Below are 25,315 nucleotides of genomic sequence, written 5' to 3'. Positions count from 1 at the left end.
AAGCATCTCGTAATATAATACACACAGATAGATAAAGGGAGGCAGTTATTAATGAAGAAAGTTAAAATGGGTCTTAGCTTATTGCTAATGATGACGATGTTATTTTTAGCAGCTTGTGGTAGTAATGGTAACAGCACGAATACTCCTAACGCTACGAACAACGCCGCTACTGGTTCCGGTGAAGAAACTATTGAGCCAATGACGATTCGTCTTATATCTGGTGACGTGAACCCAGACTGGGACAAAATGCAAAGTGAAATTGGTAAAGTTATTCAAGAAAAAACAGGCATGACTTTAGAAGTAGACTTTCCAGTAGGTGGTTCTGATGCAGATATGTTCGCGTTGATGGTTGCTAGTGATGAGTATCCTGATCTAGTTATGCCAAAAGGTAACACGAATAAATTGGTTGATGCTGGTGCGCTTCTTGACCTTCGTCCATTACTTGAAGAGCATGCTCCTAACTTGATGAAAGTATATGGAGAATATATTAATCGTCTTGTATACAGTGCATCGGATGATTCCATTTACACATTGCCGCTTGATGGTGTAGGTCAAACATATTTTGAATCTGGTGGTGGTTTCCAACTACAACATCAAGTATTAGAATCTCTTGGCTATCCAGAAATTAAAACGGTTAAAGATTATGAAAACGCAATTATAACATATATCGAGCAAAATCCAACAACTGAAGATGGTCAACCTCGTCTTGGTCTTTCCTTGAACGGTGGAGAATGGCAAATTCTTATTTCTGTAACTAACCCTGCATTTTATGCAACAGGCGCACCAGATGATGGTGAGTACTACGTTAACCAAGAAAACTATGAAGTTATAATGCACTATCAACGTGCTGAAGAAAGAGAATATTTCCGCTGGTTGAATCATATGAACGATATTGGTCTGCTTGATCCGGAATCTTTCATTCAAAAATATGATCAATACAAATCTAAAATAGCTTCTGGTCGTGTTCTAGGTATTATCGATCAAGATTGGGACTATGCTGAAGCTGAAAATGCGTTGAAGGCTGAAGGTAAATTCGGTGCAACGTATGCACGTTTCCCTGTAACTTTAGATGAAACGTATCAAAGTGCAGCATTCCAAGGTACTGGCTACTTAGCGGGTTACGGTGTCGGTATTACTGTTGATGCAAAAGATCCAGTTCGTATTATTAAATTCCTTGATTACTTAGCTTCTGATGAAGGTCAAGTGCTTGTTAACTGGGGTATCGAAGGTGTTCACTATACAGTAGATGCTGACGGCAAACGTTCAATTCCAGCAGATGTACAGGAGCGTAAAATTAACGATGCTAACAACTTCAAAAAAGAAACAGGTATTGCTAACTACTGGTTGTCTGCACGTTATGGTGATGGCGTTCTAGATCCATCTGGCAACTACTATACGACGAACTTCCCAGAACAAATCGTAGCACGCTACTCTGAAGCAGATCAGAAAACTTTAGCGGCTTATGGTGCGACAACTTACAAAGATCTATGGCCTGCTGATGATGCATTTCCAGAGCGTAAATACGGTGCTGGTTGGACAATTAACTTCGATACAGCGTCTGATGCAAATGTCATCTTCCAAAAATCTCAAGATTTGATGAAGAAATATATTCCTAAAGCAATCCTTGCAAGTCCAGCTGATTTCGACAAAGTTTATGATGAATTTATGGCTGAGCTTGATAAAATCGGCGTAAGCAAAATGAACGAGGAATATTCTAAACTAATTAAAGAGCGTGTTGAGATGTGGTCTAACTAGTACGAACACTTTACTTATAATGCGTGTTCAAAACTAACTTTCATAGACAAGGGAGCCCAGCAATGGGCTCTTTGTCGTATTACGAACGTAATGAGCATGTCGTCTAGCTTGAAAAACTGCTGTCATGTATTAATGGGTAATCCATTAGTACAGGGCAGCAGTTTTTTGATTGTAGTGAAACTTTAGTGCCTCTGGTAAATTAGTCAAATTAATTTACATAGAACTTGAAATTTTGTGAACAATATAACTAATCGTAAATGATTGCTTCTCGGCACAACTTTTCAATGCAATGAAGTTATTCTAAGAAGCGATATGAAAAGTTTTAGCGTATGCTTCCGTAGTAACTTTTCAATGCAATGAAGTTATTCTAAGAAGCGATATGAAAAGTTTAGCGTATGCTTCCGAAGCAACTTTTCAATGCGAAGAAGTTGTGCCAAGAAGTGATATGAAAAGTTTTAGGAGGAACAATATGAGCAAGCAACGAAAACGCAGTGCTACAAACTATCCAAAGTCAAATATGAGCTCGAAAGAGTACCAAAGCTTCGCTAAAACACAAGAACCACCACGAAAAATACTGAAAAATTGTTTGATGGCGTTCTTCATCGGCGGAGCGATCTGTATGGTAGGTCAAGGCATTACAGAGCTATATATGCACTTCTTCAAAATGACTTCAGAAGAAGCAAGTAACCCTACCGTAGCTACATTAATTCTCGCATCCGTTATTTTGACTTCACTAGGCGTATATGACAAATTTGCACAAATCGCCGGTGCAGGCTCAGCCGTTCCCGTTACAGGCTTTGCGAATTCAATGGCTTCAGCGGCAATCGAGCATCGCAGTGAAGGTCTTGTACTAGGAGTCGGCAGTAATATGTTCAAGCTTGCTGGTTCGGTCATTGTATTCGGAACAGTAGCAGCATTTTTCGTGGGAATTGCCTACATTGTACTAGGTATAGGGGGACATTAATATGTTGCGAGGACAGCAGTCTTGGTGGTTCGAGAAGGCACCAAAGATTATTAGTACAGCAACAGTGGTAGGACCATTGGAAGGGTTAGGTCCGCTTGCTGATACTTTCGATGTTATCCATCCCGAATTGGATATGAATGAGAAAACATGGGAAAAAGCAGAACGATTAATGCTTAATCAAGCGACGCAAAAAGCGTTATCGAAAGCGAACTTGCATGCTTCTGATCTACAAATCTATGTTGGTGGAGATTTATTGAATCAAATTATTACAAATAGCTTTGTTGCAAGGGAGTTAGCGATCCCTTATCTGGGTGTATTCGGTGCATGCTCTACGTCGATGGAATCGTTAGCGATCGTGGCTCAGCTAGTAAGCAGTGGTGCTGTGAACTATGGAATGGCAGCTACAAGCAGTCATAATGCTACCGCTGAGAAACAATTCCGCTATCCTACGGAATATGGTGCACAGAAGCCGCCAACTTCGCAAAATACAATTACTGGATCAGCGGCAGCCGTTGTTAGTCTGCAAGGTGAGGGACCAATGATTGAAGCGGCGACCATTGGCAAAGTGATCGATCTTGGAATTACAGACCCATTTAATATGGGAGCGGCGATGGCTCCAGCTGCAGTAGACACCATTATTGCTCATTTCAACGATTTGAATCGTTCTCCGCTAGATTATGACCTTATTATTACAGGTGATCTGGCTAGTGTCGGACATCCGATTGCCAAAGAGTTATTGCTGAAAAATGGTGTACCGATTAATCAAACATGCTTTGATGATTGTGGACTTCGCATTTATGATATTGAGCAACAGGATGTCCAAGCAGGGGGTTCTGGTGCTGGGTGTTCTGCTGTAGTTACGTACGGTCAAATTATGCAGCAACTTACAGAAGGCAAATTAAAACGAGTGTTAATGGTCGCAACAGGGGCGTTAATGTCACCGATTTCCTTCCAACAAGGCGATACGATCCCTTGTATTGCTCATGCTGTAGCGTTGAAAGGAATGGGGGTAGAGTAGATGATTTATTTGTGGGCATTTGTAGTTGGTGGGGCGATATGCGTCATAGGGCAATTGATGTTTGATGTTATGAAATTAACACCGGCTCATACAATGGCAACACTAGTTGTCATAGGGGCAATTGTAGATGGTTTTGGGTGGTATGAACCATTAGTTGAGTTCGCAGGAGCAGGAGCGACGGTTCCAATAACGAGCTTTGGTAATGCACTTGTTCATGGTGCATTAACAGAGTTGTATGATGTAGGCTGGATTGGTGTTATATCAGGAATATTCAAAGTAACGAGCGCAGGTATTTCGGCAGCGATTATATTTTCCTTCTTAGCGGCATTATTTGTCCGTCCCAAAGGATAATCGTCACAACATAGTAGAAGGCTTCCTCTAACATACGCGTAAGCACGCGAACGTTGGAGGAAGCCTTTTTACTTACTGATCTTCGCCAACGACAGTAATGACAGTTTCAATGTTTTTCAGGATGATTTGTTCTAGCTGCAGTAGCTCATCCGTGTTAAGCGCAGGCTTAGTTAATGCTGCTAGCTCAGTTTGAAATTGCTTTGCTAAAGTTAAAGCAGCATTACCTTCGGCCATTTGGAGCTTATAACGAGTTGAAATTTCTTGTAGCTCAGCTGCAAACTTTTCATCCGTACCTGAAGAGATACAAAGCTTATACATATCAATAATATGGTCGTTTTGTTCTGTTGGAAAATATTCATGTGGTGCGGTACTATCGAAAATTGCAAAGCCTAATTGGCGGCAAATAACCATATCTAAGCTATTAGGGTCCAGCCCACATTGATACACTTCAAGCTGGTAATGCTGATCGATTCCTTTTTGTACAAGTTTACGAAGTAATGTTGATTTGCCTGAACCAGGTCTGCCTTTAATGAAATAGCGTTCTAAGCCTGCTGTTAAATTAGGTACATAGTCAATGGCGCCAGCGGGCGTTGCTGCCCCAAGAAAACGATGAATCGGAGTTGACGAAGGCTGATCTCCTAATGTAGGAAACAATTGATCTGCTAATTGCTCGGCGAATTGATTAGCGATTTCATAATCCATTGCATCGATATATATTTTTTCCCATTCATCGTGAATGACTAATGCTTGCTCATAGCTACGATAAGCTTGCAGATGGTTTTTGTAGATTTGTTCCCCGAGTGCATCGATGGCTGCTTGATGCTGATCAATCATTGCTAAATTATAAAAGTCGTACATATTCAAAGTGATGACGGACCCTTTGAATTCTGCTGTTTCTAATAATGCCGAGGGAGCAGAACTAATAATACCAAGTCGATAGTGTGGTAATAAAATAGCTTGTAATTGCTGAGGTGATGATGGGTGATGAATCAGCTGTAATTCAAGCTGTTCCTTGCCCGATAATTGTTCATGGAGCCGATCCATAAGCTCACCATTTTCGGAGCTGAACGGACCATCGATTACTATTAAGTATTGTAATTGTTTCATCGTTTCTGGAATGAGACTAATATAACCTTGAGAAGTATTTCCTGATAAAAAATAATGTAGCTGAGTCAAAATTTCACGCACCTTTCTAGGCAACCGTCTGATGATGTAGTTTATTACCGAAGGCCCAAATGTGTGCCTTATAATGATTTTACGAATATGCCGAAAGCTTGAAACTTTTATAAAGAGGCGAGCGTCTACATTTATATAGAAGAAACAAGAAAAATATCCAAATATATTATATATTTTTTGTAAACTTTTACAATCTTATGTACTTTTGCTTAATAGTAATAGGATTCTTTATTGGCTTCATTTATAATGGAAATAACATCATAGTCTACCACTCCAAGTCGATAATAAAAGTTTTTTAATGCTAATGCTTACGAAGTTACTTTTCATTCACTTGATGAATAACAAGAGGTATCATGAAAAGTTGTAGCTTACGAAGTAACTTTTTTCTCGTAAAAACTCACAAAAAGTTAAGTTTATGCTTATGAAGTAACTTTTTTCTCGTAAAAACTCACAAAAAGTTTTAGGAGGCTAGATTATGGACAATTCGTCAATTGCGATGCAATTATGTCATAAAGTGTTTCATCAATTATGTTCAGCAATCGTAGGAAAAGAAGCGGAAATTGAAAGATTGCTTATTGCAGTGCTTGCTGGAGGACATATATTGCTGGAAGATGTACCTGGCACAGGAAAAACCCAACTTGTAAAATCACTTGCGAATACGATAGGCGGCGAATTCCGCAGAATTCAATGTAACCCCGACTTACTACCTTCAGACATCACAGGTTTTTCTATTTTCCATCCTGCCGAGCAGCGATTTATTTTCCGCAGCGGTCCAGTTCATACGAATGTACTGCTTGCGGATGAGATTAATAGAGCGACAACGAAAACTCAATCTGCATTATTAGAAGCAATGGAAGAAGGTTATGTAACCGTTGACGGTGAAGGACATAAACTGCCTGAACCATTTATTTTGCTCGCTACGCAAAATCCAATTGAATTTGAAGGAACATATACATTACCTGAAGCACAGCTAGATCGATTTATGCTGAAGCTACGTCTTGGTTATCCATTGCCACAAGATGAGCAAAAAATGATTCAACATACAAAGCGCATTCATCCTGCTGATCATTTAGAGCCATTAATGGATATTGAACAGCTTATAGCGATTCGTGAATTAGTTCAGCAGGTGCATCTAGATGATATTGTTGCCCAATATATAATCAAACTTATTGGTACGACAAGAAATCATCCTTATTTGATGCTTGGAGCAAGTCCAAGAGCCTCCATATCTTTTGCAAAAGCCGTGAAAGCTAGAGCATTTCTCAACCAACGAAATTATGTAATTCCTGATGACATCAAGCTATTATTCCCTCATATTATTGGTCACCGCGTGTTATTAAGTATGGAAGCACGCCTACAAGGGGTAAATGTTAATCAAGTGCTTGAGCAAATACTAGCTACTGTTGATGTACCACTTTTTGTCCAAAGATAGGGGGCAATAAGATGAATAATAAACGTAACTGGATCGGTTTAATCGTGCTCTATTTATGTAGTCTGTTCTATTTTTTATTTCAAGGTGGAAAAACTTCACTTATGCTGTTTGGCATATTGAATATATTGCTGCTCTATTTGTCCATTGGTTATTGGAGTGGGATTCGAAATGTTCAAGGATACCGCATTATCGGCTATGAAGGACATCATCGACAACAGACGCAGGTTGTGGCAGGTCATTCCTTACAAATTACATTTAGCACCAAATTTCCTCGTTTCATGCTTATGCCTTATGTGCTAGTAAGAGAATGCTTAATTCGACATGATGGTACGAAGCAAGTGTATGAAGGGACGATGGTTCCAAGCTTTCGCAAGGAAAGTCATTGGAAATATAGTATTCCTCATTTGAAGCGGGGACAATATTCGTTTGCTTCGACGACATGTTTAAGCTACGATGCATTCGGATTAAAATCACATGGTAGAGAAATTCAGATTGACAGCACGATTCAAGTATTTCCACAAACATTATCAGCGAAGCAATGGACAGAATTACTTCGTGCTCATCATGGCATCTATTCATCTAATACATTTTCTAAATCTGCGAAAGAATCTACTGGGCAAAATGGTGTCCGAGAATATATGCATGGTGATCGATTAAGTAAAATTCATTGGAGTGCCACCGCTCGCACGGGTTCATGGAAATCAAAAGATTTTGAGCGAGAAGCGATGAAAAAATCAGTTGTCGTATTAGACCGTTATGTACCAGCCCTCTTATCTAATGAACTGGAGCGAATGCAGCAACGATTTGAAATTTCGGTCTCTACGGTTGCTTCCATATTGGAGTACAGTATGAAGAGTGATTCGGCTATTGGTTTATTGTCAGTAGGAGACAATCACTTCTATAGTAGTCCTCGCACTGGTATGACTCATCATGTTGGGATGATGAATCATCTGATGACAGTAGATGGGGATGCATCGAAACCACTTAGTCAGTTACTACATACTCAGATGAGAGATTTGCAAGATAATCATGTACTGTTTATCGTTACATTCGAATTAAGTAAGGCGTTATTAGCTACACTGAAACAAATACGCTCTGATTGTACGTTATTCTATATTGCAAGTTATACTACGGCAACAGAACAAGTAGAAGCGATTGCGGCGATACGAGCTTTTCGCATAGAAGGATATCGAGTTATTGAAATGAATGAATCGGAGCAAAGATTTGAAAGCTTAGAAGGAAGTGGAGCGTGATGAATGTGAAGGGTCATTATGAATGGCTACAACGTCTGACTCCGCTACTCGTTGCGATTATGATTGCGAATGTGCTTACTGTTTTTCGTGGTTATTGGTGGGGGGATACCTATGATATTATATGGCTATCACTAGCATTAATTAGTTTAATTCACTTTTTGGGGAGTTCAAGATTACCAATATTCGTACTGTATGTACTGGATCTCTTAGTAATAATTACGATCACGTTGCTCATTACGAAGCATCGCTTTGTACCGATTGTAGAAGGTATAACGCTATTGCCACGTATTTGGCACTATATGCAAAGCTTACATCCATTTATTGAAATTGCACTAGCTGTTGTTGTTGCCCAACTGATCTTGAGTAGCTGGGTCATTACAAAAAAACGACTGTATGTATTTTTTTTATTTTCACTGTTAATTTTATGTGTGAAAGATTCATTCTCTCCCTTAAAATTATGGACGCATATTGTCGTTATTATTGTCTTGTTTCTTATATGGCATACATTACTGCATTTTCATCATTTACAGCAGAAAAATTCGAATAGTTTCAAACTATTATTACACCGACCATTAGCAATTATTGTACCGATAGTTACCGTCATCGGGATGTTACTTGTCATTGGGATGAATTTGCCTGCTAAACCACCATTACTAGAAGATCCTTATGCGCTTTGGAAGCAATCGCGCGGTGAAAAAGTAGAGATAGGCAATGGTTTGGGTAATCGCAATAATGGAAGTACGAGTACGAGTACGAATATGGATAGCTCGCCATTAACTTCGATGACGTCAGGCTACAGTAGAACAGATAAAGAGCTTGGTGGCAGCTTTGAATTTGATTATTCGCCAGTGATGACCGTTAAGACGACTCAAAAAAGCTACTGGCGTGGTGAGTCTCGTTTTTATTACGATGGTACAGGCTGGTACGACATGTCCTATTTGTCAGAGGGCGATGGTATGACGGAAATTATCCGGATTGATGAAGAGTTTAATGCGGAAGAACGTTCACTTGCACAAACAGTTATTGTAGAACAACAATATAACTTTGCTAGGCAGGTTCCACTGCCTGTATTATTTGCTGCAGGTCAAGCTTCAAAGATATTAGAGGTTGTATATAAGGATACGGTAAACCTCAGTGTCCAATTAACTGATGTAACGGAAATTACGACGGTCGCACCGGGGGAGTTACTTAAAGGTGCATTATGGCATCCTTACGATTGGCGCATTGAACAATATGGAGAAGGTACTGCAGCGTCAAATATCGCTACTTATGAGGTGGAGTCCGAAGTTATTGTAATTGACCATGAAGCATTAACGGAAGCGACGGCCAAGATAGCTGATGAGCGAGCGATGCAAGCCTATACTTCTATCCCAGAGTTATTTCCTGAGCGAGTTAAGCAATTAGCTGAAGAAGTGACCGCGACAGCGAATAATGATTACGAGAAGGTATTACTGCTGGAACAGCATCTGAAATTATCGTACAACTATACGAATACGCCAGATGAGACGAAATTGACTGGGTTAAGTTCTGACTTTGTAGATCAATTTTTATTTGAATTACAGGAAGGGTATTGCGACTACTTTTCGACGGCAATGGTTATGATGGCTCGCACATTAGATATTCCTGCGCGCTGGGTGAAAGGCTTCTCCTCAGGAATAAGCGATCAAGCAATACCGAATTATGAACAGCTAGCTAGTTCGCAATATATGAAAAATTCAGATACATCAGGTACTTATACGGTTCGTAATGCTGATGCACATTCATGGGTAGAGGTTTATTTCGAGGGCTATGGCTGGATTGCCTTTGAACCTACACCTGGCTTTGCTTTTCCATATACTTATGTAGATGATGAGATTAATCCGCTAGACAATGTACTTGCTCCAACTCCGGCATCATTACTTTCAGACGATATCGCTTCACAACAAGATGGTGACGCTAGTTCATCCCTTGCATGGATCGCCTATGTGTTGTTGGCACTTACAGCGACTATAGCGATTATATTGGCTGTGAAATATCGAGTAGAGTTCTTTGCATTCATGAACAGCATTCGATATCGGAAGTATTCGATAAACGAAAGAATTATTGTGGAAACGACAAGTTTCTTCGCTTACTGCTATCGAAATGGATTAGACAAAGCTAGTAATAGTACACTTCGCGAAACAGTAGCAAGCTGGAACTTTGGATCAGCAACTTGGCGTAATGATTTACAGCAATTACTACAATATTATGAACGAGCCCATTATAGTGGTGAGCTAATGGGCGGAAAGCAGTTATCTGAAGTGCAAAGTCTCGTGAAACAATTAAAAAATAATATGAAATATTGAAATTTTAGTAGTCATTTCACTATATTTCTTCTATTATAATAGAAGCAGTAACAAATGAATGCTGACTTTTGCACCCGTCCGCAAGTTTTTCCTTGCGGGCGGGGTTTTGTTTTGCAACAAAATGACGTTGTATGTTATAGTTTCGTAATAAAGCATGAAGCAGGAGGAGTAGGTTTAGTGATTGAATTATTTCTACCTAAAATGAAGGTACAATCGATATATGATATTCCTTTGGATCTGCTCTACGAACAAGGGATTAGAGGGATAGTTACTGATCTAGATAACACTTTAGTTGGAGCGAAGTCTCCACAAGCAACGAAAGAGCTTGTTAGTTGGCTTGCGGCAGTAGCTGCTAAAGGTTTCGAGGTTGTAATTGTATCCAATAATAATGATAGTCGTGTCGGTACATTTGCTGCCCCATTGCAGCTTCCCTATATTCATGCAGCGAGAAAACCAGCGCAACGCGCGTTTGTTAAAGCATTAAACCTATTAAAACTAGAGCCAGCTCAAACGTTAATGATTGGTGATCAGATGATGACAGATGTGTTCGGTGGAAATCGGATGGGGATGCATACGGTACTCGTTGCACCAATTGCGCCCCTTGAAGAAGGCGTCATGACGAAAGTGAATCGCCGGCTTGAACGAATTGTTATCTCGAAATTACGCAAACGTAGATTGTGGCATGAGGAGGAAATAAACTAGTGAGTCAAAAAAGTAATAAGCATGAGTCTGATGGTCGTATTCATTGTGCTGGTTGTGGTGTAGCTATACAATCAGAAAATAAAGAATTAATCGGGTTTGTTCCGGCATCAGCGATAGAGAAGCAACCAATTATTTGTCAGCGTTGTTTCCGTATTAAAAACTATAATGAAGCATCGTCGGTAGCACTCGATCAAGATGAATTTTTACGTTTATTAAGCGGTATCGGCAGCACAAATTCATTAGTTGTGCATATTGTTGATATTTTTGATTTTGAAGGCAGCTTAATTTCTGGATTACAACGTTTTGTTGGCAATAATGAAGTGTTGTTAGTGGTTAACAAAATTGATCTTCTGCCTAAAGTGATGAATATGAATCGTATTCGTAACTGGGTGCAACAGCAAGCAAAGCAACAAGGACTACGTACGGTAGACGTTGTACTGTGTAGTGCGAAGCGTAATATCGGATTTGAACGCGTTATTGAAGAAATTGAAAATTATCGCAATGGGCGAGATGTCTACGTTGTTGGTGCAACGAATGTAGGTAAGTCTACGCTTATTAATCGTCTGATTTCCGATTATAGTGATCTAACTCAAGAATTGACGACTTCTCGTTATCCAGGTACAACGCTTGATGCTGTTCGAATTCCGTTAGATGATGGTCATGCGATCGTTGATACGCCAGGAATTGTATATGCTAGTCGGATAACTGAAATCGTTCCGCGTAGCTTCTTAGGAACGTTATTACCGGACAAGCCGATCAAGCCGCTTGTGTATCAATTGAATGAAGGACAAACTTTGTTCATGGGGAGTATTGTTCGTTTTGACTTTGTGGAAGGTGAGCGTCAATCATTTACTTTCTATATATCTAATGCCCTTAACATTCATCGTACTAAGCTGGAGCGTGCTGATGAATTATATGAACAACATCAAGGTGAATTGCTAGGTGGTCCAAGTCGAGAGGAACTCGCTGATATTCCGGCATGGACAAGACATACTTTACGTGTTAAACGCGGACAGTATAATGATGTCTATATTTCTGGGTTAGGCTGGATTCAAGTTAATAGCGATAGCGGTGCGTTACTTGATATTTATGCTCCTAAAGGAATTAAAGTGATTTTACGTGATTCAATGATCTAGCAGTAACAGATGCGGATGAGGTGATCAGTATGGACGTTGTACAACAATTATTGCAATGGCAGCAGGCTCATAGTAGTAAGGCGTTATATTGTGTAATCGGTGATCCTATAAAGCAATCGAAGTCTCCGCTCATGCTCAATCGAGCATTTGAAGAATGTTCGATTGATGCCACTTATGGTGCATTTCAAGTTGCACCAGACCAATTGCCTCAATTCGTACAGGCTGTTCGAGAGCTTGGTATATTAGGTATGAATGTAACGATCCCGCACAAGCTGCATGTGATGGAATTGATCGATGAGATCGATGCCGATGCGTTGGGCTTAGGTGCTGTTAATACCGTGGTTAATCGCAATGGTCGATTGATCGGTTATAATACCGATGGAATCGGCTATGTTCGATCGTTGAAGGAAGAAGCAGTAGCTAATATTACAAATAAGAAGATCGTTGTAGTTGGAGCGGGCGGTGCAGCCAGAGGTATTATATATGCACTACTTCAAGAAAATCCTTCATCTATATATGTTATCAATCGTACTGTTGCAAAAGCGGAGGAATTAGTTGCTTCATTGCAAAGCAATGTACCGTTGCTAGCAGCTGGACAAGCTGAGCTGGAACAGTTATGCAATGATGCAGATATTGTAATTAATACGACGTCTGTTGGCATGTATCCGCATCCTGATGAAACGCCCATTGCAGGACAATGGATGAAGTCAGGAGCAGTAGCGAGCGATCTTATTTATAACCCGTTGAAAACTCAATTTCTACTTGAAGCAGAGCAGCGTGGTTGTGTCGCTCATGGTGGTCTAGGCATGTTCCTCTATCAAGGTGCATTTGCATTTGAATATTGGACGGGTCAGGTAGCGCCAGTCAAAGCGATGAGAGAAGAAGTACTCGCTGTATTACAATAATAGGTAGTTCTGAAAGCCCGCTTTTTGAACATTTACATTACGAAAGAGGTTATTATTTATGTTAACAGGAAAACAAAAGCGTCATTTACGTTCATTAGCGCATCATCTAACTCCAATCTTCCAAATCGGTAAAGGTGGAACGAATGAAAATCTTGTTCGCCATATTGAAGAAGCGATTGAAAAGAGAGAGTTAATTAAAATCTCAGTATTGAATAACTGTGATGATGATGCCAAAGAAATCGGTCAAGAGATTTCAGCAGCTTCAGGTACTGAACTAGTACAAGTTATCGGTAAAACGATAGTGCTATACAAGGAATCAGTTGATTACAAAACAATTGTTCTTCCAAGATAGTGATATTACGTTAACAAAGTGATCGGAGGTGGCATAATGCGTAAAGTTGGCATAATGGGTGGGACATTTGACCCCATTCATAATGGTCATCTGATTGCAGCAAGCTCAGCTATGGAAGCGGCGTCCTTAGATGAAGTATGGTTTATCCCTACTGCCACTCCTCCATTAAAGCCGAATGCCCCGATTGCAACAGCGGAGCAACGATTACAGATGGTTAAGTTAGCTATTACAGGCCAAGCGGCTTTCCGCGCACTAGATATTGAGTTAAGCCGTAGTGGCGTTAGTTACTCATTCGATACAGTAACTAGATTAATGAGTCAGTATCCTCATCATCAGTTTAGCTATATTATTGGTTCTGACCGTATTCATGATTTGCCGACATGGCATCGAGCAGAAGAACTAAGATCATTAATTTCATTTATTGGTCTTAATCGACCTTCTGATCCGTTGCAACTTGACTTACTTTCTAGTGAGTGGAGAAGTAAACTAACGATTGCAGCTATGCCGCTTATCGGTATATCATCTACAGAGCTCCGTTTGCGTGCGCAGCAGGGATTATCTTTGCAGTATTATGTCCCCGATTCCGTTGCGCAGTATATAAGGGGGAATCGAATTTATGAATAGAGCACAGATTATCGAGTCTGTGAGTGTGCAAATGCCAGAACGTCGTTGGATTCATACACAAGGTGTGATGAGTACAGCGATTGAGCTAGCTGAGCGTTACGGTGAAAACCCAGAACGAGCAGAATTAGCCGCGATTATCCATGACGTTGCCAAATATTGGCCCGTCGCAGAGCAAGCAGCTTATATTAAGCAATACTCGCTCGATGAGCAAGTGTTACTATATAATAAGGAATTATGGCATGCTGAAGTAGGGGCATCTGTTGCCAAAGAAAAGTATGGGGTGCATGATAGCGAGATATGTGATGCGATCCGTTATCATACTTCTGGTAGAGCTAATATGACTCTAATAGAGAAAATTGTTTGGCTTGCCGATTATATTGAGCCAAATCGTGATTTTCCAGGTGTTAATGAAGCGCGTGCGCTGGCTATGGCGAGCTTGGAAAGAGCGATCTTATTCGGCCTCGATCAAACGATCGTATTTCTAATTGAAAAAGGGAAAATAGTCTACCCTGTCACTATAGAAGCGAGAAATAGTATCGTACAACAATTGAACATGAAGTGAATATTACGCAAAAGCTAGTCAAGAATGATATGTAAAATTTGGTTTATGCTTCCGAAGCGATTTTTCATTGCTAGGAAGTTATTCGAAGCAGTTATGAAAAATATTAGGAGGGTTATAATGAAGGGACAAGATCTAGTAAAACAATTATTAACAGCAGTGGTAGATGCAGCAGAGGACAAGAAAGCACATGATCTAATTACTTTAGATTTGAATGGTTTGTCATTAGTGGCCGATTATTTCGTTATTTGTACTGGTAACTCAGATACTCAAGTATTGGCAATTTCAACTGAAATCCGTAAAATGGCGGCTAAGGAAGGTTATACGATCCGTGGTATAGAAGGTGAAAATACAGCGCGTTGGGTATTAATTGATATTGGAGATGTTGTTGTACACATTTTCCATCGTGAAGAAAGAGAGTATTACAACATCGAGAAAATTTGGTCCGATGCGAAGGTTGTGGAATCTGTATGAGTTATGTAGCAGGAACGACTGAGCGATTACAGATTTCTCGTGAAGTTTCTCCTTATGGTTATTTTCTGAACAATGGTGAAGAGGATGTATTGCTGCCCTATACGGAACTAGTAGGATCTAAGCCACATGTTGGTGATGAGATTGAAGTGTTCATCTTCTTTGATTCAGAAGATCGTATTTGCGCGACAATGAACAAGCCGTTCATCTCATTTGGAGAAATGGCGCGATTGGTTGTAGCTGATGTTCATCCAAGACTAGGTTGTTTTCTAGAGATGGGCTTAGGACGTCAACTATTGCTACCATTAAGTGAATTGCCAGAAATGATCGAGTATCGTCCTATTGTTGGTGACGAAGTATTCGTATTCATGACTCATGATAAGAGCGGCCGACAAATTGCTAAGCTTGCGCAAGAGCCAGAGCTTGCTCCACTTACGTTCCCGGCTCCGGCAGCTTGGAGAAATCAGTGGGTTGAAGGTTGGGTTACGAAAAGCTTACAAATGGGCTCCTTCGTTGTTATTGATGGTGGCGTGGTAGGGTTCGGAGCATACGGACTAATCCCGAGCACTGATCGTATCGAAAGCTTGCGTCTAGGTCAACGTGTCAAAGCACGTGTAACGTTTGTTCGTGAAGATGGACGCGTCAATTTATCGATGACACAGCAGAAGGAATTTGGTCGTGTTGAAGATGCTGATCGGATATTAGCATTTCTTAAAGAACGTCCAAGTGGCGGTATGCCGTATTCTGATGCGACGGAAGCAGAACTGATTCGCAGTCGCTTTGGTGTGAGCAAGGGTGCTTTCAAGCGTGCATTAGGCAAGCTTATGCGTGAAGGTATTGTTGTGCAGCAAGGTAGCTGGACGTATCTCACGGAAAATGCGCCACAGTCGCAACCTGAAAGCACGGATGAGGTTGAACAATAATGATGGAAGCATACGGTCAGTTTGCTACAGTGTACGATCGACTTATGGCAGATATGCCCTATGAAGAATGGATCGCTTTCGCTGAAGCCGTATGGCAGGAACACGGTCAGCCGCAAAAAGTGGTGGATCTTGGATGTGGTACCGGGAGTATTGCGATTCCGTTAGCATTACAGGGGTATAAGGTTGTAGGTATTGATCTATCGAGTGATATGCTAGCTGTTGCCCAGCAGAAGTGGGTACAACAAGGTGCGACGAGTGGTGATCTTACATTGCTTGAGCAAAATATGTGTCAGTGGGAAATTTCAGAACAAGTAGACTCGGTCATTTCTTTCTGTGATTGCTTGAACTACATTGTCGATGAAGATGATCTACTAGCCACATTATCGGCTACGTATGACCAATTGAAGCCAGGCGGAAGCTTTATATTCGATGTTCATCCGATTACGCGCTTTGAGCAATATGCGGCGGATCAGCCATTTGTCTATGATGAGAACGGAATATCTTATATGTGGAGTAGTGAATATGATGAGGATGAACATATTATCGAACATTTTCTCTCCATATTTGTCGAAGAACCAGATGGTCGCTATAGCAGAATTGATGAAGAGCATATCCAACGAGCATATAGCTCTAAGTGGTTAGAAGGGGCATTGCGCTCAGTCGGCTTTACTCATATACATTTGTATAGTGATTTCCAGTTGAAGGCTGCTGACGACGATACAACTCGTTTGTTCTTCGTGGCTATAAAATAAATGTTTTTGGCCCTTCATTTGAACTAACATCAAATGAAGGGCCAAATTGCCTACATTGTAACGAAACCCAGCAACGTGTACGGTACGAGTACACAAGCGGTCAAAAGCACGAGGTTATTCAGCATGAAGCTTCCAATGAAGGTTCAAGAAGCGGACTCTACACGAAGCTTTCAATAGTGGCCCCAAACCAAGCTACAAAGCAATACCCAGCAACGTGTACGGTACGAGTACACGAGCGGTCAAAAGCATGAGGTTATTCAGCATGAAGCTTCCAATGAATGTTCAAGAAGCGGGCTTTCAGAACCGAGAAGATGGAGCAAATTTTTGAAAAGCGGAAGCGCAAGTGTACGTTATTGGTACATGCGAACCGTATTTTCGGAAATTGGCTTCTTATTCGACGTCGAGTAACCTTCGAAGCAATCCCATCGTTATCAAAGTCCGCTTTTGAAGCACCCTCTACTATTCTCTGAGTGCGTCAGTCAATTTACTGTGCATACTAGATATAGTGTTCCCCTTTTGGGCGATTGTTGTACGTAATTTATGCAAATTAAGCTTTAACTGCTCATTTTCAGCTGCAAGCTGTGCGATGTAGTTTTTCAATTCAACATCTTGTATATGACTTACTTGGCATAAATGTGCAAGTCTGTTAAGAGCTTCTTCGGTTGATAATATAGGTTTCATAAGCGCCTCCAAAACGATCTGTAAAATGTCACTATCACATCATAACGTGATCTGATAAAATAGTCGAGCGGCGAAATCTCAAGCCCCTATTGGGACGAGCGTTATGAAAATATTTTCATAGCCCAAAATACAAAGAATATGACGAAATCGCATTGACTCGACCTATATATTGAGGTATGATTCTATTCATCGACTATATCTAGTTGTGGGTATAGCAATCTAGCAGTTAAACTGCGGACACCAAGGTTCTGACTACAAGCGCATCTGCCTGTCACGTATAGGGGGTAGAGCGCTTTTTGATTGGAATAAATGGTATGAGGAGAGAGTGGAAAATGTTAGTTGTATATGATTCTAAGACAGGCAATGTCAAACGCTTTGTGAAAAAATTAAATATGCCAGTCGTCTCTATTGATGAGATGCCCAAGGTGGACGAGCCGTACGTTCTTATTACATATACAACGGGCTTTGGACAAGTCCCTCAGAAGGTCAATGATTTTTTGCAAGAGAACCACAACATGTTGAGAGGCGTTTCAGCAAGTGGTAACCGTAACTGGGGTACTGGCTTTGCAAAAAGTGCCGATACAATAGCTGAGACGTACAATGTACCTGTCATTACTAAGTTCGAACTTTCTGGCACAAATCAAGATATGCTACAATTTATGGAAAGGGTGCAAACCATTGAAACATATTGAACTGAATAATGAGCTTATGCAACGTGGAGCTGACGGTTTCTACCAGCTAGAAAAAGATAAAGAAGCAGTTGCAGCGTTTATGGCGGAGGTTGACGAGAAGAGTGTCAAGTTTGCGTCTTTGGAAGATAAATTGAACTACCTTATTGAGAATGATTTTTATGACAACGTATATGATAAATATACATATGATCAAGTGAAGGCAATCTTTGATCTTACAGAAGCGGCAAAATTTGAATTCCAATCTTATATGGCTGCTTCGAAATTTTATAAAGACTATGCTATGAAAACGAATGATAAAGCACAATATCTTGAGGCGTACCATGAGCGTGTTGCTATTGTAGCTTTGCATCTTGGTGAGGGCGACATCGAAAGAGCGACTCGCATTGCATCGGCAATGATCGACCAGCGTCTACAGCCTGCGACTCCAACATTCCTTAATGCTGGTAAAAGTCGACGTGGCGAGATGGTATCATGCTTCTTGTTAGAAATGGATGACTCCTTGAACTCCATTAACTATGTGATTGGCACATGTATGCAACTTTCCAAAATCGGCGGTGGTGTCGCTGTTAACCTTTCTAAGCTACGCGGCCGTGGTGAACCAATTAAAGGTGTAGAAGGTGCAGCAAAAGGGATTATGCCTGTTCTGAAGCTGATGGAGGATGCATTCTCTTATGCGGATCAGATGGGTCAACGTAAAGGTTCTGGTGCTGGATATTACAATATTTTCGGCTGGGATATTATCGAATTCCTAGACTGCAAAAAGATTAATGCGGATGAGAAATCTCGTATTAAGACATTATCGATTGGACTAATTATTCCAAATAAATTCTATGAACTAGCAGCACAAAACAAACCACTTCATGTATTCGGTCCGTATTCTGTATACAAAGAGTATGGTCAACATCTTGATGATATTGACATTGATGCGATGTATGATGAATTACTTGCTAATGACAATGTGAAGAAAAAAGTAGTCATGAGTGCTCGTGATATGCTTACAAAAATCGCATCAATTCAGCTTGAATCTGGATATCCATACATTATGAACAAGAGCAATGCGAACAAATGGCATGCTTTGAAAGACATTGGTTCAGTAAAAATGTCTAATCTATGTACTGAGATTTTCCAATTGCAAGAAACTTCGGAAATTAACGACTATGGATATGAAGATATCATTCGTCGTGATATAAGCTGTAACCTTGCTTCCTTGAACATTGTCAATGTGATGGAAAGTAAAGCGATTAAAGATTCCGTTCATGTTGGTATTGAAGCATTAACTACAGTAAGTGATCTTTCGCAAATCGATAACGCACCTGGTGTTCGTAAAGCGAATGAAGAGCTTCACTCAGTAGGTCTTGGCGCAATGAACCTTAATGGCTATCTTGCGAAAAATAAGATATCTTATGAAAGTCCAGAAGCTCGTGAATTTGCAGGCGTATTTTTCATGATGATGAATTACTATTCCCTTGAGAAAAGTATGGAAATTGCGAAAGAACGCAAAGCAACATTCAAAGATTTTGATCGTTCTGAATATGCAAAAGGTACTTATTTCGATCGCTATGTTGAAACGGATTTCCGTCCGGGGCTAGCAAGAGTACAAGAACTATTCGATGGTATGTATATCCCAGGTCCTGCTGATTGGGCAGAGCTTAAAGGTAAAGTACAAGAGCATGGACTATTCCACGCTTACCGTCTAGCGATTGCACCGACGCAAAGTATTTCTTATATTCAAAACGCAACGTCAAGTGTAATGCCAATTGTTGAACATATTGAGACTCGTACGTATGCGAACTCAACAACGTATTATCCAATGCCTTATTTATCACAGGATAACTTCTTCTTCTATAAATCTGCCTACAATATCGATCAGTTCAAATTAATTGATCTTATCGCTGAACTAGGACAGCATATTGACCAAGGCGTTTCTACTGTACTTCATGTTAACAGTAACGTTACGACGCGTGAACTTTCACGTTTCTATATTTACGCTGCGCAAAAAGGATTGAAATCCTTATATTATACAAGAACAAAACGACTAACTGTCGAGGAATGTACAAGCTGCGCAGTATAACGCGCAGCTGTATTTCATTATATTGTGAGGGAGTACACTGAACATGAAAGCAGTAAACTGGAATCGTCCGGACGATGATTTTACTCAAACGTTCTGGCAACAAAATGTAATGCAATTCTGGACGGATGAAGAGATTCCTTTATCGGATGATAAGATGGATTGGGAATTAATGACACAGGACGAGCGTTCTTTATATAAGCAAGTGCTTGGTGGATTGACGCTGCTTGATACCGTTCAAGGCGGTGTTGGCATGCCGAAAATTTTGGAGCATGTGGAAGGTTTACAACGTAAAGCAGTACTAGGCTTTATGGGAATGATGGAGCAAATTCATGCGAAATCATATAGTAGTATTTTCACGACACTAGCTTCTACTGAGGAAATTGATGAGATTTTCAAATGGATAGAAACGAATCCTCAGCTGCAGAAGAAAGCTGGAATTATTGCGGATTGGTATAATGGTATTGAGAACGATCGTGATCTTTATCGAGCGATGGCAGCTTCCGTTCTACTGGAGAGTTACTTGTTCTACAGTGGCTTCTTCTATCCTCTATATCTAGCTGGACAAGGCAGAATGACAAGTAGTGGCGAGGTTATTGACTTAATCTTACGTGATGAAAGTATTCATGGCCTATACATCGGTGTTCTTGCGCAAGAAATCGCTGCGACATTCTCACAAGAAGAGCAAGACAAGCTTGCACAGGAAGTGCTTGATCTATTGTTGGAGCTATATGATAATGAAGTCGTCTATACGGATTCATTATATTCCACACTTGGATTACAAGAAGAAGTTAAAGCCTATGTTCGTTATAATGCGAATAAAGCATTAATGAATCTTGGTTTGGAGCCTCATTTTGAAGAAGAACCAATTAATCCAATCGTATTTAACGGGATTAGTACGCATACAAAGCAGCATGATTTCTTCTCCAAAAAAGGTAATGGTTATGTTCGTACATTGAATATAGAGCCATTAACGGATGATGACTTTGTATTTAACTTCTAATTATTGTATATGATAACTAGATTATAAGTCGTAGAAAGTATATAATAGATAAAAAGAAATTCGCTCTCGTAGACTTATACGAGGGCGTTTTTTGCCACGATGGAGGTATAGGTGATGAAGGTAATAGAGGTCAATGAGCTAATTAATCAGTTTTCCTTGGAAGTGATCGCTGGTGCTAATGAACTGCATCGCCCAATTACGAAAGCAAGAGCATATCGACCAGGGCTTGAATTTGTTGGTTATTTTGAATTTTTCCCACAAAAGCATATTCAAATATTAGGACGCAAAGAAATTACATATTTACATGGGTTAACCGAGGACGAGCGCAATCATCATATTGGTAATATTGTCAAATATCATCCACCGTGCTTTATCGTTACAGCAGGTCAAGATGGCTTGAAATATTTGAAGAAATATTGTGATGAAGAAGGCATTCCTTTACTTCGGACAAGCGATGATTCGGCTTCATTTATTGGGAAATTAGATCATTATTTGTTGAAGCAATTAGCACCAGAGCAATCGATACACGGCATATGTATGAATGTATCTGGGATTGGAATTATTATTCGTGGTAAATCAGGCATAGGAAAAAGTGAAACGGCCCATACATTAATTCGTCGTGGGCATCGCCTTGTAGCAGATGACATTATTGTATTGAAAAAACTTAGCCAGCACACACTGCTAGGTTCGCACAATGAGAAGACAAAAGAATTTCTAGCACTTCGCAGTGTAGGATTAGTCAATGTTGTGCGCTTATATGGTCGTAAGGCATTCCAAGATGAGACAAGAATTTCACTTGATATTGAATTGACGCGTTGGCGAGAAAATGATCTTAATAATGATCTTGATCTCGAGCCAACCTTTGTAGAGTATATGGGAGTGAAAATTCCACATTTAGAAATTCAATTACAGCCTGGACGGGATGTTGCGGGATTAATCGAGGCAGCTGCGAACAATTGGTACTTGAAGCAGCAAGGCTATAATGCAATGGAAGACTTTATGAAAAGACTAGAAAGTGAATAGCTATCCTTCATGAACGATGTATGCTACAATATTGACCGAGACTAGCTTTATCATATAGATCTTGGTGTTCACAAACGAGGAGGAGTATAACATGGATACTTGCTCAATTGTTAATAAATCAACGCTGCATCTTGTTGGAGTTCCTTATTGTGGACCATATTCATCTTTTCCTGATGAAGCGATTCGCCTGCAGACCGATTTTCTTGCAAGAAAGCATGAACTGAATCATGTTATACAGTCAAATGTGATGTATTGTCCGTACTTTGGTAACGAGGCATATGCTACGTATTGGGCTTGTTTTGAATCCCAGTACAGTGAAGATCCCTTGCCACCAGGCATGGTTGCGATAACGATACCTATGCATCGTTATGCTTCAGTTAGTAGTTCATCGCAACGGATGGGCGAAGGCTATGAAATGCTCAAAGCATGGATGGGGGAGCATGGCTATAAGAAGCTAGATCAGGCAGTCTCATTAGAGATTTGCTATCTAGAAGGCCAACATTGGAAAGAAGAAATTGTTGATATTCTTATACCGATCGAGGATGAAGCGTAATATCGAGTAATAGTAATGATAAGGAGTTGCTAGAGATGAGCATTCCATATGCGATGATTAATGCGTACGGAGATGGACCATTCACAGGTAACCCTGCGGCAGTGCTTGTCATAGAACAAGATCAATTAACAGATCCACAACTACAGCAGATTGCTACAGAAATGAACGTTTCAGAAACGGCATTTATATATAGAAGTGAAAAGCGTAATCACTTTCAACTGAGATGGTTTACGCCGCAGGTTGAAGTGGATTTATGTGGTCACGCTACGCTTGCATCAGCATACTATGTGTATCATTTGGGTATAGTACCAACAGATGTAACAATCCACTTTCATACATTAAGTGGGGAGCTTGTTATTAGCCAGCACAATGGAGTTCTGAGGATGAGGCTGCCACTGGAGAGACCTGTAGCTTGCATGGCACCATCGGATCTCATTACCGCATTAGGTGTAATTCCGCGAGTAGTTAGTAAAAATCGTTTGGATTATATTGTGGAGTTAGCGGATGAGCAAGACGTTCGTGAATTACAAGTGGAGTTATCATTGATTGCTGGTTTAGATGCGCGAGGTATTGTTGTAACAAGTCGTGCAACGGATCCAGCATACGATATTGTGTGCCGTACGTTCTATCCGCGTATTGGAATTGAAGAAGATCCAGTCACTGGATCAGCGTTTTGTGCGCTGGCTCCCTATTGGAGTAAACGGCTTAGAGGCCAATCATTACTCCGAGTCTTACAATTATCTTCACGGGGTGGATCTGCGACATTATGGCTTGAAGACGATTATGTCATTCAAGAGGGAAGTTGTTTTCTCTGGGCTGAAGGTAGTCTACATATATAGCTAGAGAGAGCCATACTAACTTCAAGAGCTGATGGCAGCCATATTTGCATCAATATTACCTAATATACAAAGGGCATCTAAAGACTCAAGTAGAGTCGATTAGATGCCCTTTGTATATTTCCAATGAAAGTTCGCTTCCTATTCGATGTCGAACATACTACGGAGCCAAACATCGTTATCAAAGGCATTGTAACAACACCCAGCAACGTGTACGGTACGAGTACACGAGCGGTCAAATGTTCGAAGCTTTCAATGAAAGTTCAAAAAGTGGGCTTTCAGAACCGAGCAGGTGAAACGCTACTTGAGAAAGGCGGAAGCGCAAGTGTACGTTATTGGTACACGCGGACCTTCAATGTTTCTGCAAGAAACATACATCGGAAGCTTATGCTAGACTTTCCAAGTTCGCTTCATATTCGATGTCGAATAACCTTCGTTAGCCAATCATCGTTATCAAAGTCCGCTTTTTGAACTACCTTACAATTTATTTTTGACGGCTGCTGGTAGGGAGCGGTACGCCGACACTTTATTTTTTCCTGTCGCTTTCGAGTAATACATCGCTTCATCGGATTGTTTGATTAACAAGGCAAGATTATCGGCTTCCTTAGTCGTGCTGAATCCAATACTAACGGTAACAATCGTTTCTTGCTCGATTCTAGCGCGAATCCGTTCAGCAATCTGCATCGGCTTAATACGGTCAATGACAATACCACCTAGTAATTCTTCACCGCCGTATCGGCCAGCAATACCGAAAGGAGATACTTCTTCCTTTAAGATAGAAGAAACCTGCTGTAATGCTTTGTCAGCTACTTGATGTCCTTGAGTATCATTGAGCCGCTTAAAGTTATCGATATCACAAAAAATAATAGCGACTTGCTGGCGGGCAATCATTGGTGTTAATGTTTTCTGGAAATAGCGCCTTATATATAGCCCTGTTAGACCATCGACGATCGAAGATTGATATGTCGACAGTAATCGTTCAAGCACCCATTCAAATAATAAGAAAAAGATAAATACGTAATAGAGAACAGGTAATGAGATAACTAAGTAAAATAACCAGCGCTGCTCCATTTCAAATACGTACATATGAAGAAGATACGCAAGCTCGTACATGAACATCACTAGTAGGCTAATATAATATGGCGTGGTCATTTGAATATGACGAGTTACGACAAGCATAGTAATAATTAAGATGAACATATAAAAATCCATAATCGGAAAGGCAAAGTACTCCACATTATTATAAATGATAGAGTAAGGCTCCACGATCCAGTTCACGATCGTAACGGCAATAGCCCCTACTAAAAGCACAATAATCGGTAGGATTTTAATATTTGTTCCAACCGCATACATCTTCATCAGCACAAAATTTAAGATGATAAAGGAGATTAGTTGTATACTTGTCGAAATAATATATAAGTAAGTCGGTATCGGCTCGGCGTTCCATACATCAAAGCCAACAATGAACTGCCGGATGAGATCACATGCAAGTGTAATAATTAGGATGATGTAAATTAGTTTATTTCGATAGTTGGACATAATTCGGATCGCCATCACGATCATAAGCGCAATAATAATACTACAAGTTGTAATGGAAAAAAGCTCAATAAGCGTCGTATTAATTGAAATGTTGTTCATTCATATATCCTCAATGTATAGTAGTAGTATGTCATAAGTGAAACATATGTTCTAATATATCATAAATTGGCGAAATAATGTATGAATTATTATTAGCCTATGCTTCCGATGCTACTTTTCATCT

25 protein-coding genes are annotated in these 25,315 nt (G+C 40.3%); 22 read left to right on the top strand and 3 right to left on the bottom strand.

Features of this window, described 5'->3' with window-relative positions; genetic code table 11:
* Positions 1-51 precede the first annotated feature (51 nt).
* The 4 genes from AC1TO5_RS03375 (at position 52) to spoVAE (ending at position 4,088) form a co-directional block, all read left to right on the top strand.
* Positions 52-1,755, top strand: coding sequence for an ABC transporter substrate-binding protein (locus AC1TO5_RS03375; protein ID WP_482061363.1), 1,704 nt, complete (start codon positions 52-54; stop codon positions 1,753-1,755).
* A gap of 469 nt (positions 1,756-2,224) precedes the next feature.
* Positions 2,225-2,719, top strand: a complete 495-nt coding sequence (spoVAC, locus tag AC1TO5_RS03370; RefSeq protein WP_482061362.1) for a stage V sporulation protein AC — start codon at positions 2,225-2,227, stop codon at positions 2,717-2,719.
* 1 nt (position 2,720) lies between these two features.
* The gene (gene spoVAD / locus AC1TO5_RS03365; RefSeq protein ID WP_482061361.1) at positions 2,721-3,737 is read left to right on the top strand and encodes a stage V sporulation protein AD; all 1,017 of its coding nucleotides are present in this window, start codon (positions 2,721-2,723) and stop codon (positions 3,735-3,737) included.
* Positions 3,738-4,088: a stage V sporulation protein AE gene (spoVAE, locus tag AC1TO5_RS03360; protein WP_482061360.1), complete on the top strand. Its 351-nt coding sequence runs from the start codon at positions 3,738-3,740 to the stop codon at positions 4,086-4,088.
* Positions 4,089-4,160: 72 nt separating this feature from the next.
* On the opposite strand, the gene AC1TO5_RS03355 is transcribed toward spoVAE, so the two are convergent.
* A complete protein-coding gene (locus AC1TO5_RS03355) occupies positions 4,161-5,264 on the bottom strand; it encodes a hypothetical protein (RefSeq protein WP_482061359.1) in 1,104 nt (367 codons plus the stop codon).
* Positions 5,265-5,739: 475 nt separating this feature from the next.
* Here AC1TO5_RS03355 and AC1TO5_RS03350 point away from each other — a divergent pair, with 475 nt between their 5' ends.
* From AC1TO5_RS03350 to AC1TO5_RS03295, 12 genes are all read left to right on the top strand, one after another.
* Positions 5,740-6,696 (top strand): AAA family ATPase, encoded by a 957-nt coding sequence (locus AC1TO5_RS03350; protein ID WP_482061358.1) that lies wholly within the window; start codon positions 5,740-5,742, stop codon positions 6,694-6,696.
* Between the two features lie 11 nt (positions 6,697-6,707).
* Positions 6,708-7,949, top strand: a complete 1,242-nt coding sequence (locus AC1TO5_RS03345; protein ID WP_482061357.1) for a DUF58 domain-containing protein — start codon at positions 6,708-6,710, stop codon at positions 7,947-7,949.
* Positions 7,949-10,273, top strand: coding sequence for a transglutaminase-like domain-containing protein (locus tag AC1TO5_RS03340; protein WP_482061810.1), 2,325 nt, complete (start codon positions 7,949-7,951; stop codon positions 10,271-10,273). Before AC1TO5_RS03345 ends, AC1TO5_RS03340 begins: the two co-directional genes overlap by 1 nt.
* 177 nt (positions 10,274-10,450) lie before the next feature.
* Positions 10,451-10,975 carry a YqeG family HAD IIIA-type phosphatase gene (locus AC1TO5_RS03335; RefSeq protein WP_482061356.1) on the top strand — a complete coding sequence of 175 codons (525 nt, stop codon included), beginning with the start codon at positions 10,451-10,453 and terminating at the stop codon, positions 10,973-10,975.
* Positions 10,975-12,111 carry a ribosome biogenesis GTPase YqeH gene (gene yqeH, locus AC1TO5_RS03330; protein WP_482061355.1) on the top strand — a complete coding sequence of 379 codons (1,137 nt, stop codon included), beginning with the start codon at positions 10,975-10,977 and terminating at the stop codon, positions 12,109-12,111. Before AC1TO5_RS03335 ends, yqeH begins: the two co-directional genes overlap by 1 nt.
* A gap of 29 nt (positions 12,112-12,140) precedes the next feature.
* Entirely contained in the window at positions 12,141-13,016 is an 876-nt protein-coding gene (gene aroE, locus AC1TO5_RS03325) for a shikimate dehydrogenase (protein WP_482061354.1), read from the top strand.
* Between the two features lie 58 nt (positions 13,017-13,074).
* The gene (yhbY, locus tag AC1TO5_RS03320; protein ID WP_482061353.1) at positions 13,075-13,368 is read left to right on the top strand and encodes a ribosome assembly RNA-binding protein YhbY; all 294 of its coding nucleotides are present in this window, start codon (positions 13,075-13,077) and stop codon (positions 13,366-13,368) included.
* A 36-nt stretch (positions 13,369-13,404) separates the two neighbouring features.
* Positions 13,405-13,992 carry a nicotinate-nucleotide adenylyltransferase gene (gene nadD, locus AC1TO5_RS03315; protein ID WP_482061352.1) on the top strand — a complete coding sequence of 196 codons (588 nt, stop codon included), beginning with the start codon at positions 13,405-13,407 and terminating at the stop codon, positions 13,990-13,992.
* Complete coding sequence (gene yqeK, locus AC1TO5_RS03310) at positions 13,985-14,554, top strand: bis(5'-nucleosyl)-tetraphosphatase (symmetrical) YqeK (protein WP_482061351.1); 570 nt, start codon at positions 13,985-13,987, stop codon at positions 14,552-14,554. Before nadD ends, yqeK begins: the two co-directional genes overlap by 8 nt.
* 117 nt (positions 14,555-14,671) lie before the next feature.
* Positions 14,672-15,025: a ribosome silencing factor gene (gene rsfS / locus AC1TO5_RS03305; protein WP_482061350.1), complete on the top strand. Its 354-nt coding sequence runs from the start codon at positions 14,672-14,674 to the stop codon at positions 15,023-15,025.
* Positions 15,022-15,945, top strand: a complete 924-nt coding sequence (locus AC1TO5_RS03300; RefSeq protein ID WP_482061349.1) for a CvfB family protein — start codon at positions 15,022-15,024, stop codon at positions 15,943-15,945. The genes rsfS and AC1TO5_RS03300 overlap by 4 nt, the downstream gene beginning before the upstream one ends.
* Before the next feature lie 2 nt (positions 15,946-15,947).
* Positions 15,948-16,697, top strand: a complete 750-nt coding sequence (locus AC1TO5_RS03295) for a class I SAM-dependent DNA methyltransferase (protein WP_482061809.1) — start codon at positions 15,948-15,950, stop codon at positions 16,695-16,697.
* A gap of 459 nt (positions 16,698-17,156) precedes the next feature.
* Here the strand turns inward: AC1TO5_RS03295 and AC1TO5_RS03290 are convergent, their stop codons facing one another.
* Positions 17,157-17,378, bottom strand: a complete 222-nt coding sequence (locus AC1TO5_RS03290; RefSeq protein ID WP_482061348.1) for a hypothetical protein — start codon at positions 17,376-17,378, stop codon at positions 17,157-17,159.
* Positions 17,379-17,710: 332 nt separating this feature from the next.
* Here AC1TO5_RS03290 and nrdI point away from each other — a divergent pair, with 332 nt between their 5' ends.
* The 6 genes from nrdI (at position 17,711) to AC1TO5_RS03260 (ending at position 23,556) form a co-directional block, all read left to right on the top strand.
* Positions 17,711-18,070 (top strand): class Ib ribonucleoside-diphosphate reductase assembly flavoprotein NrdI, encoded by a 360-nt coding sequence (gene nrdI, locus AC1TO5_RS03285; protein ID WP_482061347.1) that lies wholly within the window; start codon positions 17,711-17,713, stop codon positions 18,068-18,070.
* Positions 18,057-20,141, top strand: a complete 2,085-nt coding sequence (nrdE, locus tag AC1TO5_RS03280; protein ID WP_482061346.1) for a class 1b ribonucleoside-diphosphate reductase subunit alpha — start codon at positions 18,057-18,059, stop codon at positions 20,139-20,141. Before nrdI ends, nrdE begins: the two co-directional genes overlap by 14 nt.
* A gap of 43 nt (positions 20,142-20,184) precedes the next feature.
* Positions 20,185-21,141, top strand: a complete 957-nt coding sequence (gene nrdF, locus AC1TO5_RS03275) for a class 1b ribonucleoside-diphosphate reductase subunit beta (protein WP_482061345.1) — start codon at positions 20,185-20,187, stop codon at positions 21,139-21,141.
* A gap of 114 nt (positions 21,142-21,255) precedes the next feature.
* Positions 21,256-22,164 (top strand): HPr(Ser) kinase/phosphatase, encoded by a 909-nt coding sequence (hprK, locus tag AC1TO5_RS03270; protein ID WP_482061344.1) that lies wholly within the window; start codon positions 21,256-21,258, stop codon positions 22,162-22,164.
* Between the two features lie 91 nt (positions 22,165-22,255).
* A complete protein-coding gene (locus AC1TO5_RS03265) occupies positions 22,256-22,717 on the top strand; it encodes an effector binding domain-containing protein (RefSeq protein WP_482061343.1) in 462 nt (153 codons plus the stop codon).
* 35 nt (positions 22,718-22,752) lie between these two features.
* Complete coding sequence (locus tag AC1TO5_RS03260) at positions 22,753-23,556, top strand: PhzF family phenazine biosynthesis protein (protein WP_482061342.1); 804 nt, start codon at positions 22,753-22,755, stop codon at positions 23,554-23,556.
* Between the two features lie 474 nt (positions 23,557-24,030).
* On the opposite strand, the gene AC1TO5_RS03255 is transcribed toward AC1TO5_RS03260, so the two are convergent.
* The gene (locus AC1TO5_RS03255) at positions 24,031-25,191 is read right to left on the bottom strand and encodes a GGDEF domain-containing protein (protein WP_482061341.1); all 1,161 of its coding nucleotides are present in this window, start codon (positions 25,189-25,191) and stop codon (positions 24,031-24,033) included.
* Positions 25,192-25,315 lie beyond the last annotated feature (124 nt).

The sequence above is a fragment of the Paenibacillus sp. Y930 genome, assembly GCF_056786375.1.
The sequence above is the reverse complement of the archived record's forward strand: the minus strand, read 5'-3'. Positions and strand labels throughout refer to the sequence as shown.

Excerpts from the sequence above, each read along its gene's own strand:
- AC1TO5_RS03375 (WP_482061363.1), top strand. The coding sequence starts at position 52 with ATGAAGAAAGTTAAAATGGGTCTTAGCTTATTGCTAATGATGACGATG.
- spoVAC (WP_482061362.1), top strand. The coding sequence starts at position 2,225 with ATGAGCAAGCAACGAAAACGCAGTGCTACAAACTATCCAAAGTCAAAT.
- spoVAD (WP_482061361.1), top strand. The coding sequence starts at position 2,721 with ATGTTGCGAGGACAGCAGTCTTGGTGGTTCGAGAAGGCACCAAAGATT.
- spoVAE (WP_482061360.1), top strand. The coding sequence starts at position 3,738 with ATGATTTATTTGTGGGCATTTGTAGTTGGTGGGGCGATATGCGTCATA.
- AC1TO5_RS03350 (WP_482061358.1), top strand. The coding sequence starts at position 5,740 with ATGGACAATTCGTCAATTGCGATGCAATTATGTCATAAAGTGTTTCAT.
- AC1TO5_RS03345 (WP_482061357.1), top strand. The coding sequence starts at position 6,708 with ATGAATAATAAACGTAACTGGATCGGTTTAATCGTGCTCTATTTATGT.
- AC1TO5_RS03340 (WP_482061810.1), top strand. The coding sequence starts at position 7,949 with ATGAATGTGAAGGGTCATTATGAATGGCTACAACGTCTGACTCCGCTA.
- aroE (WP_482061354.1), top strand. The coding sequence starts at position 12,141 with ATGGACGTTGTACAACAATTATTGCAATGGCAGCAGGCTCATAGTAGT.
- yhbY (WP_482061353.1), top strand. The coding sequence starts at position 13,075 with ATGTTAACAGGAAAACAAAAGCGTCATTTACGTTCATTAGCGCATCAT.
- nadD (WP_482061352.1), top strand. The coding sequence starts at position 13,405 with ATGCGTAAAGTTGGCATAATGGGTGGGACATTTGACCCCATTCATAAT.
- yqeK (WP_482061351.1), top strand. The coding sequence starts at position 13,985 with ATGAATAGAGCACAGATTATCGAGTCTGTGAGTGTGCAAATGCCAGAA.
- rsfS (WP_482061350.1), top strand. The coding sequence starts at position 14,672 with ATGAAGGGACAAGATCTAGTAAAACAATTATTAACAGCAGTGGTAGAT.
- AC1TO5_RS03300 (WP_482061349.1), top strand. The coding sequence starts at position 15,022 with ATGAGTTATGTAGCAGGAACGACTGAGCGATTACAGATTTCTCGTGAA.
- AC1TO5_RS03295 (WP_482061809.1), top strand. The coding sequence starts at position 15,948 with ATGGAAGCATACGGTCAGTTTGCTACAGTGTACGATCGACTTATGGCA.
- AC1TO5_RS03290 (WP_482061348.1), bottom strand. The coding sequence starts at position 17,378 with ATGAAACCTATATTATCAACCGAAGAAGCTCTTAACAGACTTGCACAT.
- nrdI (WP_482061347.1), top strand. The coding sequence starts at position 17,711 with ATGTTAGTTGTATATGATTCTAAGACAGGCAATGTCAAACGCTTTGTG.
- nrdF (WP_482061345.1), top strand. The coding sequence starts at position 20,185 with ATGAAAGCAGTAAACTGGAATCGTCCGGACGATGATTTTACTCAAACG.
- hprK (WP_482061344.1), top strand. The coding sequence starts at position 21,256 with ATGAAGGTAATAGAGGTCAATGAGCTAATTAATCAGTTTTCCTTGGAA.
- AC1TO5_RS03265 (WP_482061343.1), top strand. The coding sequence starts at position 22,256 with ATGGATACTTGCTCAATTGTTAATAAATCAACGCTGCATCTTGTTGGA.
- AC1TO5_RS03260 (WP_482061342.1), top strand. The coding sequence starts at position 22,753 with ATGAGCATTCCATATGCGATGATTAATGCGTACGGAGATGGACCATTC.
- AC1TO5_RS03255 (WP_482061341.1), bottom strand. The coding sequence starts at position 25,191 with ATGAACAACATTTCAATTAATACGACGCTTATTGAGCTTTTTTCCATT.